This window comes from Reyranella sp., assembly GCF_004297265.1.
Taxonomy (GTDB): domain Bacteria; phylum Pseudomonadota; class Alphaproteobacteria; order Reyranellales; family Reyranellaceae; genus Reyranella.
Genome location: NZ_SCUT01000040.1, coordinates 1 through 16,360 on the forward strand (window position 1 = coordinate 1; position 16,360 = coordinate 16,360).

The 16,360-nt window shown below is 65.3% G+C and carries 19 protein-coding genes; 8 read left to right on the forward strand and 11 right to left on the reverse strand.

The features are described from left to right. The 4 genes from EPO41_RS16920 to EPO41_RS16935 form a co-directional block, all read left to right on the forward strand. Positions 1–256, forward strand: a 256-nt coding sequence (locus tag EPO41_RS16920; protein ID WP_296327173.1) for a sigma factor-like helix-turn-helix DNA-binding protein, incomplete at its 5' end; no start/stop codon positions are given. Positions 257–374: 118 nt separating this feature from the next. Beyond that, complete coding sequence (locus EPO41_RS16925; RefSeq protein ID WP_296327175.1) at positions 375–956, forward strand: sigma-70 family RNA polymerase sigma factor; 582 nt, start codon at positions 375–377, stop codon at positions 954–956. A 117-nt stretch (positions 957–1,073) separates the two neighbouring features. Next, positions 1,074–1,301, forward strand: a complete 228-nt coding sequence (locus EPO41_RS16930; RefSeq protein WP_296327177.1) for a NepR family anti-sigma factor — start codon at positions 1,074–1,076, stop codon at positions 1,299–1,301. A 275-nt stretch (positions 1,302–1,576) separates the two neighbouring features. Continuing rightward, positions 1,577–2,341, forward strand: a complete 765-nt coding sequence (locus tag EPO41_RS16935; protein WP_296327179.1) for a glucose 1-dehydrogenase — start codon at positions 1,577–1,579, stop codon at positions 2,339–2,341. 4 nt (positions 2,342–2,345) lie between these two features. On the opposite strand, the gene EPO41_RS16940 is transcribed toward EPO41_RS16935, so the two are convergent. From EPO41_RS16940 to EPO41_RS16965, 6 genes are all read right to left on the reverse strand, one after another. Further along, a complete protein-coding gene (locus EPO41_RS16940) occupies positions 2,346–2,933 on the reverse strand; it encodes a hypothetical protein (RefSeq protein WP_296327181.1) in 588 nt (195 codons plus the stop codon). 26 nt (positions 2,934–2,959) lie between these two features. Beyond that, on the reverse strand, positions 2,960–3,457 hold the full coding sequence (locus EPO41_RS16945) for a prepilin peptidase (protein WP_296327183.1): 498 nt from the start codon (positions 3,455–3,457) through the stop codon (positions 2,960–2,962). A 16-nt stretch (positions 3,458–3,473) separates the two neighbouring features. Continuing rightward, entirely contained in the window at positions 3,474–3,632 is a 159-nt protein-coding gene (locus EPO41_RS16950; protein WP_296327185.1) for a Flp family type IVb pilin, read from the reverse strand. A 244-nt stretch (positions 3,633–3,876) separates the two neighbouring features. After that, positions 3,877–4,710, reverse strand: a complete 834-nt coding sequence (pssA, locus tag EPO41_RS16955) for a CDP-diacylglycerol--serine O-phosphatidyltransferase (protein WP_296327187.1) — start codon at positions 4,708–4,710, stop codon at positions 3,877–3,879. Positions 4,711–4,733: 23 nt separating this feature from the next. Beyond that, a complete protein-coding gene (locus tag EPO41_RS16960) occupies positions 4,734–5,492 on the reverse strand; it encodes a phosphatidylserine decarboxylase (protein ID WP_296327687.1) in 759 nt (252 codons plus the stop codon). Further along, complete coding sequence (locus tag EPO41_RS16965; RefSeq protein ID WP_296327190.1) at positions 5,455–6,507, reverse strand: LysM peptidoglycan-binding domain-containing protein; 1,053 nt, start codon at positions 6,505–6,507, stop codon at positions 5,455–5,457. The genes EPO41_RS16960 and EPO41_RS16965 overlap by 38 nt, the downstream gene beginning before the upstream one ends. Positions 6,508–6,623: 116 nt before the next feature. Between EPO41_RS16965 and EPO41_RS16970 the strand changes: the two genes are divergently transcribed. From EPO41_RS16970 to EPO41_RS16985, 4 genes are all read left to right on the forward strand, one after another. Beyond that, a complete protein-coding gene (locus EPO41_RS16970; protein ID WP_296327192.1) occupies positions 6,624–7,217 on the forward strand; it encodes a TIGR00730 family Rossman fold protein in 594 nt (197 codons plus the stop codon). Positions 7,218–7,392: 175 nt separating this feature from the next. Then, positions 7,393–9,615 carry an NADP-dependent isocitrate dehydrogenase gene (locus EPO41_RS16975; protein ID WP_296327194.1) on the forward strand — a complete coding sequence of 741 codons (2,223 nt, stop codon included), beginning with the start codon at positions 7,393–7,395 and terminating at the stop codon, positions 9,613–9,615. A gap of 80 nt (positions 9,616–9,695) precedes the next feature. Further along, the gene (locus tag EPO41_RS16980) at positions 9,696–10,913 is read left to right on the forward strand and encodes an NADP-dependent isocitrate dehydrogenase (protein WP_296327197.1); all 1,218 of its coding nucleotides are present in this window, start codon (positions 9,696–9,698) and stop codon (positions 10,911–10,913) included. A gap of 7 nt (positions 10,914–10,920) precedes the next feature. Further along, positions 10,921–11,595: a DUF429 domain-containing protein gene (locus EPO41_RS16985; RefSeq protein WP_296327199.1), complete on the forward strand. Its 675-nt coding sequence runs from the start codon at positions 10,921–10,923 to the stop codon at positions 11,593–11,595. A gap of 157 nt (positions 11,596–11,752) precedes the next feature. Here EPO41_RS16985 and EPO41_RS16990 read toward each other — a convergent pair whose 3' ends face one another. From EPO41_RS16990 to EPO41_RS17010, 5 genes are all read right to left on the reverse strand, one after another. Then, positions 11,753–12,592 carry a universal stress protein gene (locus tag EPO41_RS16990; protein ID WP_296327202.1) on the reverse strand — a complete coding sequence of 280 codons (840 nt, stop codon included), beginning with the start codon at positions 12,590–12,592 and terminating at the stop codon, positions 11,753–11,755. A 98-nt stretch (positions 12,593–12,690) separates the two neighbouring features. Continuing rightward, entirely contained in the window at positions 12,691–13,689 is a 999-nt protein-coding gene (locus tag EPO41_RS16995) for a tripartite tricarboxylate transporter substrate binding protein (RefSeq protein WP_296327204.1), read from the reverse strand. Between the two features lie 106 nt (positions 13,690–13,795). Further along, positions 13,796–14,068: a DUF2312 domain-containing protein gene (locus EPO41_RS17000; protein ID WP_296327206.1), complete on the reverse strand. Its 273-nt coding sequence runs from the start codon at positions 14,066–14,068 to the stop codon at positions 13,796–13,798. A gap of 106 nt (positions 14,069–14,174) precedes the next feature. Further along, positions 14,175–15,137 (reverse strand): polysaccharide deacetylase family protein, encoded by a 963-nt coding sequence (locus tag EPO41_RS17005; RefSeq protein ID WP_296327209.1) that lies wholly within the window; start codon positions 15,135–15,137, stop codon positions 14,175–14,177. A gap of 13 nt (positions 15,138–15,150) precedes the next feature. Then, complete coding sequence (locus EPO41_RS17010; RefSeq protein WP_296327211.1) at positions 15,151–16,281, reverse strand: FAD-dependent monooxygenase; 1,131 nt, start codon at positions 16,279–16,281, stop codon at positions 15,151–15,153. Between the last annotated feature and the right edge of the window lie 79 nt (positions 16,282–16,360).

The following is a 16,360-nucleotide window of genomic DNA, read 5'->3' on the forward strand; positions in this document are numbered from 1 at the left end:
TCGCCGTCCACTGACGATCGACAACGACGCTGCGACGCCGTTGCCCGCGGTGGACAATCCGGAAGCCACGATGGCGTTGAAGGAGCTGTCCACGGAACTATGGAAGCTCAACCCGCAATCGCGGGAAGCGCTGGTGTTGATAGGCGCCGGCGGCTTCTCCTACGAGGAAGCGGCGAGGTTGTGCGGTTGTTCGGTGGGAACCCTCAAGGCGCGCGTATCACGGGCGCGCAAGTACCTTTCGGACAAGCTCCAATAGTGGAGCACGGGCAATTTATCGAGCAACTACAATAATTTAGAGATGGCGCCCCTTTTTGTGTAACCAATTCATGTCTCCGACATTCATTCGCACAGGACCAATTTTCCGGAGACCGCCAATGAGCACGCAGACCAAGCAGGATGACGGCAGTCGGGACTTCCACGAGCAGCTGAAAACCATCCTGCCACGCCTGCGCATCTATGCCTTGTCCCTGACGCGCGACCGGGACCAGGCGGAAGACCTTGTACACGACACGGTGATCAAGGCCCTCACCGGCCGCAATAGTTTCCAGCCCGGCACAAACCTGGCCGCTTGGCTTTTTCGCATTCAGCGCAACGAGTTCATATCGGGCCTCCGCCGCCGCCGGCCGACGGTGCCGGTCGATACCGCGATCGCCGAGTCGCTTTCGCATCCCCCCCATCAGGACAGTGGCTTGGTCATGCGTGAGTTCATGTCTGCCTTCGGCAAGCTTGCTGCGGCGCAGCGCGAGGCCCTGCTTCTCGCGGTCCTCGAGGGTCTGCCGTATGAGACGATCGCCGAGCATACCGGCGTATCGGTCGGCACGGTCAAGAGCCGCATCTCCCGCGCTCGCGACACGCTCGAGCGTCTCCTTCTGGAAGGGGAAGTCCGCAGCCCGACCGGAGCAGGGCGGACATCCGCTTCCCTCCACGACGACGATTCTTCGGTCGCAGCTCGTTAAAAGCCTCTTTCAAGGCCGACGTTTGGGTGCGACAAAGTCATGAGTGGTCCCAGGGGGAGAGTTGGATGGGTCGAACAGGATCCCGCGGAGTGGAGATCCGCCTCGGGGGAGCATGTTATGGCCACTAACGACGACAAGCCCGAGGAAGGGCGCGCCGGCGGCCCGGCGCGCTCCAGGCCTCGAACTGGCGACCGGCCGTTCGACATGTGGCTGCACAAGCAGCTCCATGCGATGTATGACGAGATCGCGAACGAGCCCTTGCCCGACGATCTTCTCAATCTCATCGACAAAGACGCCGCCAGCAACAAAAAGCGCGACGCACCGGAAGAGCCGCCTAAGAAGTAGCTGGAACTTCCGTTCCTCGAGCCTCTCCTCAGGAACCGTGGAGAAGGCAAGACTCTCCACGTATGTACCTCCACGGAAAATGGCGGCGATCTTTCGACCGCCGCCACCCGTGTCCGCAACGCGCCGGTCAGCCCGGCCGGCACGCCGCGAACTCGTGCCGCAGGAACAGGTCTGTGTCGTAACCTCTGCGCTACCTGTCCGTAACCAACGGTGTCCCGCTGTTTCGGGTTCCGCAGGTTCGCTATAGAGACAGTCAAGAAACGGGGGGATAGACGATGGAGCTCTTTGATCTTTCCGGCCGCGTGGCCGTCATCACCGGTGGCAATGGCGGCATCGGTCTCGGCATGGCCCTGGGCATGGCGCGCGCCGGTGCCACCGTCGTCGTCGCGGGCCGCGACGCCGCCAAGAACGAGGCGGCGGTCAAGGAACTGCGGGTGGCCGGTGCAAAGGCTGGCTCGGTCGTCGTCGACGTCCTGAAGGAAGACTCGTGCCGCGCGCTCATCGCCAATGCGGTGGCGACCCATGGCCGGCTCGACATCCTGGTGAACAACGCCGGCATCAACATTCGCAAGCAGCCACAGGAATACTCGCTCGCCGAATGGCACCAGGTGATGGACAGCAACCTGACCAGCGCTTTCCTGTGCAGCCAGGCTGCCTATCCCGAGATGAAAAAAGTCGGCGCGGGCAAGATGATCAACATCGGTTCGATGATGTCGATCTTCGGCGCCTCCTTCACGACGGCCTACGCCGCGAGCAAGGGCGGCATCGTACAGATGACCAAGGCGATGGCCACCGCCTGGGCCAAGGACAATATCCAGGTGAATGCGATCCTGCCCGGCTGGATCGACACTGCGCTCACCCAACGCGCGCGCCGCGACGTGCCGGCGCTGCACGATTCGGTGTTGAAGCGCACGCCGGCCGGACGCTGGGGGACGCCCGACGACTTCGCCGGCATCGCAGTCTTCCTCGCGGCGTCCGCCTCGGACTATGTCACCGGCGCCGCCATCACCGTGGACGGCGGCTATTCGGTGCAGGGGTAGAAAATCAGGGCGAGACGATCCGGCAGTCGGCGCGATCGACGAACAGGTCGGTCCTGGGCCCGTAGATCGTAATCCCGCCGCGCACGCCGGCGCCGATGCCGGGCACCAGGACGCGGGTCTCCTCGACGAGCTTGCCCGCGTTGGTGAACCGGCAGTCGATCATCGGCGCAAGGGTGCCCGCGCTGTTGTTGTTGACGTAAAGAACGACCTGCCACCGCTTCCCGGCAACCGCGCGCAGGCTGGCATTGTCCATCGTCACGAGGGGCGTGGCCGGGCCCGCGCTCGGCGCGGCCCAGCCCAAGAGCGTGAAATTGGGACGCTGCACCACGACGCCCTTGATCCGTTCGGCCTGGGCCAGCGGATCGAAGGCGAGATCGGCCGGTGTCGGCTTGCCTATCGGTCCCTGGCCGACATTCTCCGGCGTCCAGATCTGGCCCGTCTTGGGGTCGCGGAACTCGGGCATGCCAGGGGTCGTCGACACCTCCACGCGACTGCGCGGCGTCGGTATCGGCGGAGCCTGCGCGCCCGCAGCGGTCGCCAGCATTGTTGCGGCCGCGGCAGCGATGACTGTCTTTGCGATCGGCGAAGGCATGGGCTCTCCTTGTTCGTCGGCCAATCTCAGCCGACGGCCAGCCTCGTTGCAACCCAGAGTCCGCCCGCCGCGATCGCGGGGCCGTAGGGCAATCGCCTGCGCAACACCGCGGCGCCCGCCCCGGAAACGGGACCGATGGGCGCTCCTGCCAGAACGGCGATACCCAACAGGCCGCCCGCCAATGCCGTCACCAGCAGCAGATCGACGATTTGTGCCGGGCCTGCAAACAGACCTGTCGCGGCGAGAAGCTTGACGTCGCCTCCTCCCATCACACCGGCCGCAAATGCCGCCACGCCCACGGCAAACAAGCCGGTCGCACACGCGATCGACAAGCCGATTCCGCCAAGCGTGCACGTGCCGCCCACCAGGCCAATGGCGGCCCAGACGGCAAAGAGCGCCACGATGGCGATCGCCAGCCCGTTTCCAATGTGGAGAGTGCGCAAATCCTGCCACGCCGCCGCGATCAGCAGCGCCGCAAGGCCCGTCAGGCAGCCGATCTGAGAAGGCGTCGCCAGATCCGGCAAGGCCGCCTGCTGCTCGCTAGTTGAGGACGCCCGTCCCGAGGACGTGGCTCACCTTGTCGGTGACGGAGCGGATCGACGCGATGGCGGCAACCGCGATCAACGAAGTGATCAGCGTGTATTCCACCGCCGTGGCGCCCTGGGTGTTCTTCATCAACCGACGGAAGATAGAAAGCATTCCCAGTCTCCAGCCTAGACTTGCCGGCCCCGCGCCGAATCAACTTAGGGAAAGTACTTAATGTGAAATCTCAGGTCAATTAAAAGCCGACCATTTTGTGTCTTCATTTCTAACATTTTGATTCGAATAAGGAATTTCTGTGGCCGTCGCAAAGACGCGACATCGACGGGCGAGCGTCCCGAGTTCGAGAATCGGGAAAATCTGAATCCGTGCGATGAGCAGAGAGCCTCCCACGCGGCCCGCCTCAGTCCCCCGACGGCGTTCCCCTGTCGACGGCGCGCAGCGGCACCACTCCCGCGGACTCGGCGGCCTTGCGATCCTGCGCCGCCTGTCGGCGATAGGCCAGCAGGCTGAAAGGGATCAGGCACATGTAGCCCAGTCCGATCAGGGACAGCGCGATCCACGGCGCGCTTGCCAGCACCCCCATGACCAGAGCCGCTGCCAGCAGGGTCGGCAGCACGAGATGGCGCGGAATCCTGCCCTTCTTGAACGAGAAGGTCGGCACGCGGCTCACCATGAGACCGCCGACGGCGACCAGGACCAGGCCCACGACGACGGAATGGCGCGGCCAGGCGGCCTCGATCTCGAAGCTCACCATGAGTGGCATCAATGCCAGCAGCGCGCCCGCCGGCGCCGGCACGCCCGTGAAGTAGGATCCCGTCCAGACCGGTGGCGGCGTGTCGGAAACCAGCGCCGTATTGAACCGCGCGAGGCGAAGCGCCGAGCAGATCGGGAACATCAGGGTCACGACCCAGCCCAGCGCCCCGGCCTGGCTCAGGGAGGCAAGATAGAGGACCAGCGCCGGGGCAACGCCGAAGCAGAGGAAATCCGAGAGGGAATCGAGCTCGGCACCGAAGCGGCTGGTGACGCCGAGGCGGCGCGCCACACGACCATCCAGGGCATCGAAGATCGCCGCGACGATGATGGCGATCACCGCCAGCCGCATCTCGCCCTGCAAGGCAAAACGTATCCCCGTCAGGCCGGAGCACAGGGCGGCAAGCGTCAGGACGTTCGGGATCAGTCGGTGAATGGAGAAGCCGCGCAATCCACCGCGTTGCGTGCGCAGGTCGCTGTCCATGTCGGGCTCCCTGGAATTCGCCACTAGAATTCGACGGCGAGGCGCGGCCCTGCCACCACGGGATCGAGTTCGGCCATGACGGTTTCGCCGCCGATCATGCGCTGACCCGGGGAGACCAGCAAACGTGCCCCTTCCGGCAGGTAAAGGTCCGTACGACTACCAAAGCGGATATGGCCGAAACGTTCCCCCGCGACGACCGCCTGCCCCGGCTTCACATAGCAGACGATGCGGCGGGCCACGTAACCCGCGATCTGCACGCAGCCGATGACGCGGCCGTCGGCACGACGCAACGCCAGCGCCGTGCGCTCGTTATCTTCGCTGGCCTTGTCGGCATTGGCGCTCAGGAACTTGCCCGGCCGATAGGCCACGACGTCCACGGTGGCGGCGCAGGGGCTGCGGTTGATGTGGACGTCGAACACGCTGAGGAAGATCGAAACCCGTGTCAGCGGCTTGTCGCCGAGGCCCAGTTCCTGGGGCGGTACGGCGTCGACGACCATCTGCACCAGCCCGTCGGCCGGCGCGATCAAGAGCCCGTCATCCTGCGGCACGCCGCGCGGCGGGTCGCGGAAGAAGTAGATCGACCACAGGGTGAGGACGAACAGCGGCCAGAACAGCCACGCGGCGCCGGTCAACGCGGCCAGGAAGGTTGCGGCTGCGAAGAGGGCGATGAAGCGCCAACCGTCCTCGAGGATCGGCACCAGGAAATTGGCAAGCATGAGTCTCGCGCTCTTGGTTGTCCGAAGGTCAGTTGACCTTGGGCAGGCTGAGGATTTGCCCCGGATATATCAGATCGGGGTTTTTAACCTGATCTTTGTTTGCGGCAAAAATGACGGTGTGACGCCACCCTGCCCCGTAATGGGCCTGGGCGATGTTCCAGAGATTGTCGCCCCGCACGATGTGGAGCCGCCTTCCATCGGTGCTGGAAACCGGCGCCACGACGACCCGCTCGAACGGCAGTTCGAGACGCGCGACCGGCTTGCCGTCGGTGGCGATGCGGTCGAGCCTGAGAAGGTGCTTGCCCTGCTCGACCGGATCCACCGGCTTCAGCCGCCAGCGACCGTCGGCGGCCGCCCTGCCTTCGGCGATCATCCTGTCGTTCACGTAGGCCCTGACGACCGTGCCCGGAGCGGCAAGCCCCGACACGGTGACATGCCCGCCGTCGTCATAATCCAGGGTCGACACGGAGAGGTCGGCCGACTTCGGGAGGCCGGCGGCCGTCGGCGGCTGCACAAGGGTCGCAGCACCGGCCGGCGGCGAGATCATGACCAGCGTCTCCGCGCGCGGCTGGGCGGGCGCGTTCGCCGCGGGCGGCTCCGGCACGACGGCGACCACGGCCTGCTCCGAGGTGAGCGGCGCCTTCCCCTCGATATGCTGCACGACGCGCAGTTCGTGCTGGCCGACCGTGAGCGGCGGGTCCTGCAAGATGATGACCCACTCCCCGCGCGAGTCGGATTCGGCCTTGGCGATCTCCTTGCCGCCGTCCAGAAGAACGATCTTGGCGCTGGCGGCCGCCCGGCCCGCGATCACCGCCCGGCCATCCGGACCGATCCGGGCGACGTCGAACGACGGCAAGGGGACCGTGGTGGCAGCAGGAGCCGGTGCGAGCGCCGGGACGGTGGTTGCGGGGGGTACGGCGGGTGCGGCGGCAACAGGCCCAGCTGCCGGCCCGCCGATGGCGGCTTTGACCGGCTGGTCGATGACGGCCTGCTCGCTCAGCTTCCCGCGCCATGCGACGCCCAGCGCGATCGCGATGACCACCGCGCCCACAGCGACCAGCCCGAAAACAGTTCGTGACATCGCCCTCCCAACGGTGCGACCACCATCCCCATTGGCGTCGCAGCCAGCCTTTGCGTAACAATACCACGTCACACCGGCGCTGAAACGCGCCGGATCGTCCCAGAAAAGCAGCTTTCGTGCCTGAGATCACCCCCTCCTCCCTATGCGTCTTCTGCGGTGCCCGTTTCGGAACGGATCCCGCCACCCGCGACACCGCCGTCGGCCTGGGGCGGCTTCTGGCCGCCGAGGGCATTACCCTGGTCTATGGCGGCGGCGGCGTCGGCCTGATGGGGCTGGTCGCCAATGCCGCCCTCGACGCCGGCGGCCGGGCCGTCGGCATCATTCCGAACTTTCTCCTGCAGCGCGAAGCGGGCCATCCGGCGCTCACCGAGACCGTGGTCGTGGAGACCATGCACGAGCGCAAGCTGCAGATGTTCGAGCGAGCAGACGGTTTCGTGGTGCTGCCCGGCGGCATCGGCACCCTGGAGGAGTTCTTCGAGGTCCTGTCCTGGCGGACCCTCGGCCTCCACAGCAAGCCGATCGTGATCATCGATCAAGGGGGCTACTGGGAGCCCCTGGCCGCGCTCCTCCGTGGCGTCGTGGAAGGCGGATTCGCCGAACGAACCCATCTCGATCATGTCGCCTTCGTGAGCGAGTTGAAGGACGTCCTGCCCGCCATTGCCGCAATGCCCGCGTCCGCCGGCTTCGAGAAGCGTCTGGACAAAGTCTGATCCTTTCGCATGCCGAAGGCAGGCCGATTTTTTGGTGATTTCAGCGCGTCATGCGTGGGCTGCCCGTAGACCTCCTGCCCAGATTGCCTTTGCCTCTCGGCGGTGCAACAAGACTGGCCACAATCAGCAATTTATCAACCCAGCCGAAACCAAAGCGGCGTACGGAGGTGCAGGTATGTCAGATCTTGAAATCGTCTGGACGAAGGTCGATGAGGCCCCTGGACTTGCGACGTTTTCCCTCCTCCCGATCGTCGAGGCCTTCGTCGCGACAGCAGGCGTGAAGGTGAAGCTGAAGGACATTTCACTGACCGGCCGCATCATCGCCAACTTCCCGGAGAAGCTGAAGCCCGAACAGAAGATTCCCGATGAGCTTGCCGAGCTCGGCAAGCTGACGCTGAAGCCGGAAGCCAACATCATCAAGCTGCCGAACATCTCGGCCTCGATCCCGCAGCTCAAGGCGGCGATCAAGGAGCTGCAGTCCAAGGGCTACGACATCCCGAACTACCCCGACAGCGACGCGACGCCGGCCGACAAGGAAATCCGCGCCCGTTACGGCAAGGTGCTGGGCAGCGCCGTCAACCCGGTTCTGCGCGAGGGCAATTCCGATCGCCGCGCCGCCGGCGCCGTGAAGCAGTACGCGCGCAAGCACCCGCACAAGATGGGCGCCTGGAGCAAGGATTCGAAGACCCGCGTCCTCCACATGACGGCCAACGACTTCTACGGCTCCGAAGTCGCGACGACCGTTACCGCGCCGACCAATGCCCGCATCGAGCTGGTCGCGGCCGAAGGCGCGACCACGGTGCTCAAGCCCAAGATCCCGCTGAAGGCCGGCGAGATCATCGACTGCTCGGTGATGAACGCCAAGTCGCTTCGCGCCTTCTACGCCGATGCGATCGAGGCGGCGAAGAAGGACGGCGTCCTGTTCTCGCTGCACCTCAAGACGACCATGATGAAGATCTCCGATCCCATCCTGTTCGGCCATTGCGTCTCTGTGTTCTTCGCCGACGTGTTCTCCAAGCACGGCGAGACGTTCAAGAAGCTCGGCATCGATCCCGACAACGGCCTGGGCGACCTGCTCTCCCGCATCGAGACGCTGCCGGACGCCGAGAAGGCAGCGATCAAGGCCGACATCCAGGCCGAGTATGCGAAGCGTCCCGGCCTCGCGATGGTCAATTCAGACAAGGGAATCACCAATCTCCACGTACCGAGCGACGTGATCATCGACGCCTCGATGCCGGCGATGATCCGCGAGTCGGGCAAGATGTGGGGCGCCGACGGCAAGCTGCACGACACGATCGCTGCAATTCCCGACCGGTGCTACTCGACCCTGTTCCAGGCCGTCATCGACGACTGCAAGGCGCATGGCGCCTTCGATCCGACGACGATGGGCTCGGTGCCCAACGTCGGCCTGATGGCGCAGCAGGCCGAGGAGTACGGCTCGCACGACAAGACCTTCGAGATCGCCTCGGCCGGTACGGTGCGGGTCGTGGCCGAGGACGGCGCCGTCCTGATGGAGCAGAAGGTCGAGGCTGGCGACGTCTTCCGCATGTGCCAGGTCAAGGACGAGCCGATCCAGGACTGGGTCAAGCTCGCCGTGCGCCGCGCGCGGCTGACCAACACCCCGGCCGTGTTCTGGCTGGACGCCAAGCGCGCCCACGATGCGCAGTTGATCGCCAAGGTCGAGAAGTACCTCAAGAACGAGGACACCAAGGGCCTGGACATCCGCATCATGGCACCGGTCGAGGCCACCAAGTTCTCGCTCGAGCGAATCCGCCAGGGGCTGGACACGATCTCGGTCACCGGCAACGTGCTGCGCGACTACCTGACCGACCTCTTCCCGATCATGGAGCTCGGCACCTCGGCCAAGATGCTGTCGATCGTGCCTTTGCTGAACGGCGGCGGCCTGTTCGAGACCGGTGCCGGCGGCTCGGCGCCCAAGCATGTCGAGCAGTTCCAGCACGAGGGCTACCTGCGCTGGGACTCGCTGGGCGAGTTCCTGGCGCTGGGCGCCTCGCTGGAGCACCTGGCGCAGACGACCGGCAACGAGGACGTGAAGGTCCTGGCCGAAACGCTCGACGAGGCCAACGGCAAGATCCTCGACAATAACCGGTCGCCCGCCCGCAAGGTCGGCCAGCTCGACAATCGCGGCAGCCACTTCTACCTGGCCCTCTACTGGGCCCAGGCCCTGGCCCGCCGCGACAACAGCACCGCCCTCTCCGCCCGCTTCAAGCCGCTGGCCAAGACGCTTGAGGAGAACGAGGCCAAGATCGACGCCGAGCTGATTGCCGCGCAGGGCAAGCCGGTCGACACCGGCGGCTACTACCTGCCCGACCAGAAAAAGACCTCGGCCGGGATGCGGCCGAGTGCGACGTTGAACGACGCGCTCGCTGCACTCTAAAGCAGCGCCAGGTGAAGCCGCCCCGGGCAACCGGGGCGGCTTTCTAAATTGCGCGTCAGGGAATTTGTGAGGTCCGGAAGATGCCGAAGATCAAGGTGAAGAACCCGGTCGTCGAAATGGACGGCGACGAGATGACCCGCATCATCTGGGCGTTCATCAAGGACAAGCTGATCCTTCCCTATCTCGATATCGACCTGAAATATTACGATCTGGGCATCGAGAATCGCGACCGGACCGCCGACAAGGTGACCGTCGAATCGGCCGAGGCCACGAAGAAGTATGGCGTGGCGGTGAAGTGCGCGACCATCACCCCGGACGAGGCCCGGGTGAAGGAATTCAATCTCCGGGAGATGTGGCGGTCGCCGAACGGCACCATCCGCAACATCATCGGCGGCACCATCTTCCGCGAGCCGATCGTCTGCAAGAACGTCCCCCGCCTCGTCCCCGGCTGGACGCATCCGATCGTCATCGGCCGCCACGCTTTCGGCGACCAGTATCGCGCCACCGATTTCGTGGTGCCGGGCAAGGGCAAGCTCACCGTCCGCTTCGAGGGCGAGGACGGCAAGGTCATCGAGCACGAGGTGTTCGACTTCCCGGCCGGCGGCGTCGCGATGACGATGTACAATCTCGACGAGTCGATCATCGGCTTCGCGCGCAGCTCGTTCAATTACGGGCTGATGCGCGGCTGGCCGGTCTACCTGTCGACCAAGAACACCATCCTCAAGCGCTACGACGGCCGCTTCAAGGACCTGTTCCAGGAGGTCTTCGACACGGAGTTCGCCGACAGGTTCAAGGCGAAGAACATCTATTACCAGCACCGGCTGATCGACGACATGGTCGCCTCCGCCCTCAAGTGGCATGGCGAATTCGTCTGGGCCTGCAAGAACTACGATGGCGACGTCCAGTCCGACACGGTGGCCCAGGGTTTCGGCTCGCTCGGCCTGATGACCTCGGTGCTGCTGACCCCCGACGGAAAGACCGTGGAGGCCGAGGCCGCCCACGGCACCGTGACGCGCCACTACCGCGAGCATCAGCAGGGCAAGCCGACCTCGACGAACCCGATCGCGTCGATCTTCGCTTGGACGCAGGCGCTGAAGTACCGCGGCACGTTCGACGACACGCCGGAGGTGGTGAAGTTCGCCGAAGCGCTCGAGAAGGTCTGCGTCGAGGCCGTGGAGAGCGGCAAGATGACCAAGGACCTCGCGCTGCTGATCGGCATGAACCAAGCCTACCTGACCACCGAGGAGTTCCTCGCCGTGCTCGACGGCAACCTCAAGACCCAGATGGCCAGCTGGTAGGGCACAATTGATCGTCGCGGGCGCCGACGGTTGCCGCACCGGCTGGGTAATCTGCCGGCGCGATGGTAACGGCACGCTGGACATTACAGTCGTGAAGACCCTCGCCGAGGCCTGCGAGGGTCTTTCCATTCTGGCCGTGGACATGCCGATCGGCCTCGTCGACACGCCTCGCCCCGGCCGTGCCTGCGAACGCGAAGCCCGCGCCCTCCTGCCCGGCAAGTCCAGTTCGGTCTTCCCCACGCCCTGTCGGCCGGCCCTCGCCTGCACCACGCATGCCGAGGCCCACGCCCTCAGCAAGACGCTGGGTGTCGGGCTGACACGGCAGACCTTCCATCTCTTCCCGAAGATGCGCGAGGTCGACGCCCTGATGCGTGGCGACGAGGCCGTGCGCTCGATCGTCCACGAAGCCCATCCCGAACTGGCCTTTGCCCGCATGAACGACGGCAAGCCCGTGCTCAGCAAGAAGCGGCGCCCGGAGGGGTTTGTCGAGCGCCTCGCGTTGCTCGCCCGCCACGGCTTCCCGTGGGCACCGAGAACGCTGTCCGGGGCGGCCCGCGACGACGTGCTCGATGCCATGGCCGTCTGCCGCACGGCCCTCCTGATCGCCCAGGGTGCGGCGACGCGCCTCGGGCCTGAGGTGGAGCGCGACCGCCACGGCCTGCCGATGAACATCTGGTTCTAAGAGACTGACAACAATAGGTTCTTCGGAAAAATACAGGTGTGGCACAGCCTGCCCCCTCGCCGGCCGCCATGGGGCGCGCTTCGAGAGGGTGCGACATCCGTTTCGTTTTCTTCGTTTATTTCGTTTGTTTCATTTATGCGTCGGAACACCGGCGCGGTCAGTGGTAGATGAAGAGCGGCACCGGAGCGCTGTCGAAGAGGTGCCGTATCGTCGAGCCGAACAGGATCTCCCGAACTCCCCGATGACCGAAGGCTCCCATGACGAGCAGCCGTGCGCCCGTTTCCGACGCGCGGCGCAGCAGGGCATCGGCCGGATTCTCGTTCGTTGCGACCGCCTCGACGTCCGCATCGACCTCATGGAGCGCGAGGAAGGAACGGGCCCGTTCGGCGACCCACAGGGCGGCGGATTGCTCCCGCCCGACCGACAGGATGCGCGCCCTGGAAGTCCCGAATATCCCCATCAGCGCCGCGATTTGCAGCGCCTTGGCGGCCGGCGCGCTTCCGTCGTAGGCCACGAGCACGGGTCCGCTGTCCAGCCACTGGGGCCCAGTCACCACGACCGGACGGCAGCCTTTGGCAATGATGTGATCGACGAGCGGCGTCACGCCGTCGATTGCCTCGAGATGAAATTCGGCGTCCCGGCCGGTGACGACGAGGTCGCACGTCTCGATCATCCGAAGCAGGCCGGCGCGCACGTCCGCTTCCATCGTGGCGCATTCGGCATCCATGCCCTCGTCCGCCAGGCAGCGGCGGAACACATCAGGCAGTTCCGCGATCCTTGCCCGCCGTTCGTCCGCCAGCTTCCTGCGATGCTGCAACCGGTCATGTGCATACTGGACGCCTCCGATCGGAACCGGCTCGACGCGATCGAGGTCGCTGACATCCAGTGCAGTCACGCCTCTTACCCGGGCTCCGCACTGTCGAGCCAGTGCAACGGCTAGTCCTCGGGCGGCGACAGCGGATGGCGTGTCATCGACGGTAACGAGAATCGAACGCATGCCCCCCCTCTTCCATGACACCAACGTCAGAGAGACCGTCGGTCACCGCATTGACCTGCATCAACGTAGTGTCAGCGGCAGGACCGACTTGTGCCCCCCTACTCCGGCTTGATCCCGGCGGCCTGCAGCACCGGGACCCAGATCGGTTCCTGTACCTTGAGCCAGTCGGCCAGTTGCTGTGGTGTGCCGCCCATGGCGACGAAGCCGCGCTTGGCGAGGTCTTCCTTCTGCTCGGGGGTCGCCACGGCGGTGTTCAGCGCCTCGTTCAACTTCGCGATGACGGCTGGCGGCGTGCCTGCGGGTGCCAGCAGCGTGTAGACGATCGTGCCGTCGACATCGCCCGCGCCCAACTCCTTGAAGGTCGGAATCGTCGGCGCGACCGAGGAGCGCTCGAGCGAGGCCATGGCATAGGGCTTGAGCTTGCCGGAAGCGATCTGCTGGGCGACGCTGGTGATGCTCGACATGCCGAGCTTGATGTGGCCGCCCAGCAGGTCGGTGACCAGCGGCCCTGTCCCGCGGAACGGCACGTGCGTCAGCTTGATGCCGTTCAGCATGGCGAACTGCTCGGTCGACAGGTGCATCGGCGTGGTCAGGCCCGCCGTGCCGTACTGCACCGAGCCCGGCGCCGCCTTGGCAGCAGCAATGATCGCCTTCAGGTCGGGCCACGGCGCGTCGAGGCTGCCCACGAGCACGGATTCCTGCTTGGCGATGAAGCCGATCGGCACGAAGGCCGTCTTCGCGTCGAAGCCGAGCTTGGCCACGATGTGCGGATAGAGTGGCAGGTTGTTCGCGCTGACCACCATCCAATGGCCGTCCGCCGGCTGCTTGGCCACGAACTCGTGGGCGATGCTGCCCCCGCCGCCGCCCTTGTTGTCGACGATCACTGTGCCGGACAGGGCCTTCTGCATGGGCTCCTGGATTGCCCGCGCAAGCGAGTCAGTACCGCCCCCCGGCGGAAACGGCACGACGATATGGACGGGTTGAGAGGGAAAGCTCTGCGCCCAGGCCGGCAATCCGGCCGCCGCAACGGCGGCGGCGGCAGGAAGGCGCAGGACGCCGCGCCTCGACATTGTCGACCGATGACCGTACTTCCGCATGGCATTCCTCCACGGCCTGCTCCCGTGACCGGAGCATTTGCCGTGAAGAAGCCTAGCGCCCGCGCGACACGCGCGGAATCAAAAACCGAGAAGCGTTTCGCTGCGGTCAGACCATGCCCAGCGCATGCTTGTAGACGTCGAGCAGAGTCTCCTGCTCCGCCCGGTCGGCGGCGTCCATGGAGCGCATCAATACGATCTTGCGCATGGTCTTCACGTCGTAGCCGACGCCCTTGGCCTCGCTGTAGACGTCCTTGATGTCGCCGCCGATGGCCTTGCGCTCTTCCTCGAGCTTCTCGATCCGCTCGATGAAACTCTTCAGGCGGTCGGCCGAGATCGGGCCCGCTTTGGTCTTCTTGGAAATCGCGCTTCCGTCCGGCATGTCCAACTACTCCATGGTCCGACCGGCAAGACCATAGAAGCGACCACCATGTCCACTCAATTACATCGACGCGCTGAAACGTGGGGATAACGGGGACGGCAGGTCCTCACCTGTTGCTCTCTGCACGGGCCGGGAACCGTGTTCGCCAATGGCGCGCGATGTCAATGCCGCGGCAGAACCAGACCCCTTCGCGGGCCGTCGCATGCTGCAGGAACCTGACGAGGCCGCCTGCACGGCCCGGCCGTCCGATCAATCGATCATGCAGGCCAATCGACAGCAGCTTCGGCGCGCCGGCCGCCCCCTCCTCGTAGAGGTAGTCGAAGGCGTCGCGCATGTATTCGAAGAAGTCCTGGCCGGTCGAGAAGCCGGAATTCGCATCGAATCGATTGTCGTTGGCCTCGTACGAATACGGGATCACCAGATGCGGAGCGTGCGCGGTCTCGACCCAGTAGGGCAGCTCGTCGGCGAGCGAGTCCCGGTCGTACAGAAAGCCGCCCTCCTCGGCCACGAGCCGGCGCGTGTTCTCGCCGGGGCGCCCGGTCATCCAGCCCAGCGGACGGCTGCCGGTGAGGCGTGTCAGGATCTCGACTGCCTGGTGGACATGCTGGCGCTCGGTCACCTCGTCCACCTCGCCATAGTCGATCCAGCGATAGCCGTGGCTGACCATCTCGTGGCCGCGCTCGACGCACGCCCGCGCGAGCAGCGGATTCTGCTCGAGCGCACGGGCCACTCCCAGCACGCTCACCGGCACCGAAAAGCGCGCGAAGATGTCGAGGAGCCGCCAGGCGCCCCGCCGGCTGCCATACTCGAAGACCGATTCGACCAGCGGCACCCGGCGCCCGGCCTTGGTGTCCACGCCGATGTCGTTCAGCATCCCCTCCGACACCGCATCGCCGTTGGCCAATGTCGATTCACCGCCGCCTTCGATGTTGAGATTGAAGTTGACCGCGATGCGGGCATTGCCCGGCCAGTGCGGATGGGGCGGCGTCTCGCCATAGCCCACCAGATCGCGGATCTTCATCGGGTCGGGCCGAACGTCGTCGGCAGCAGCGGGATCGAGTGCGGACATGGCGGCTCCGGGATCAAAGCGCGGCGTCGAGCGGCGCAGTGCAGGGATCGTAAGCGAAGAACCAGTCGACCTCCGTCGGCCCGTGCATCCAGGTATTCGCGATCGAGATGCGCTGCACCTCGGCGACCCGCGGGATCCGGTTGGCGGCGTAGCGGCGGAAGGCCGACTCCGTGTCGGTGGCCTCGACGATGCAGCGATGAAGGATGGCGGCGTCCTCGATCGCCATCGAGCCGCCGGCCGCCATGAACGGCCGCACGGCGTGGCAGGCGTCGCCCATCAGAACGACGCGGCCTTCATGCCAACGGTCGTTTCGCGGCCGGTCCATGATCGGCCAGACGGTGACGTCCGTCGCCGCCTCGGCGGCCCGCAGCAGCTCGGGATGGAAGCCTTGGAGCGCCGAAACGAAATCGTCACGCGTCCCGGGGATCGGCGTGCCGTCGCCGTCCCAGCGATCGGCCGGAATGGCGGCCATCACATAGACCTCATCCCGTCGCGCCGTCATGTAATAGACGAGCACGTGGCGGTCGGGTCCCCACCATTTGGTGCAATCCCGGATGGCCAGGTCGCCAAGCCGCTCGGCGGGAAAGACCGCCCGCGGTGCGATTCGCCCGATGAAGCGCGGCTCTTCCTTGCCGAGTATCTCGTCGCGCACCCGCGAGCGAATGCCGTCGGCGCCGATCACCATATCGACCTCGACGCTGGCACCGTTGTCGAAGGCCAGACTGATTCCAGTCGAAGTCTCGTCGAGACCCGCCAGCCGATGGCCGAAGCGGATCGTTCCCGGGGCGAGCGGCGCCTGGAGGATCCGATGCAGATCGGCCCTATGAATGTTGACGAAGGGACCGTCGAAACGCGCTTCGCAGGTGGCGTCGAAGACGAGTTCGTACAGCGTCTCGCCAGTGTCCCACGCCCGGCTGACGAAGGCATCCGGCCGGATGCCGGTTTCGGTGAAGCTGCGTTCGAGACCGAGGGACCGCAGGACCTTGGCGACGTTGGCGCCGAGGATGATGCCCGCGCCGATTCTGGAAAAATTCGGCGTCTGCTCATAGACGGCAACGGGGTAACCGTCCCGCTGCAACAGAGCCGCCACTGTCAGCCCCGCCAACCCGCCGCCAACAATTGCGATTCGCGTCTGCCGATCCATCCGCTCACCTCGAAATACGATCCCTTGGAGACTCTCCGTAAATCATTCGATATCGAATGAATAGGAGCAAATGAGAAAA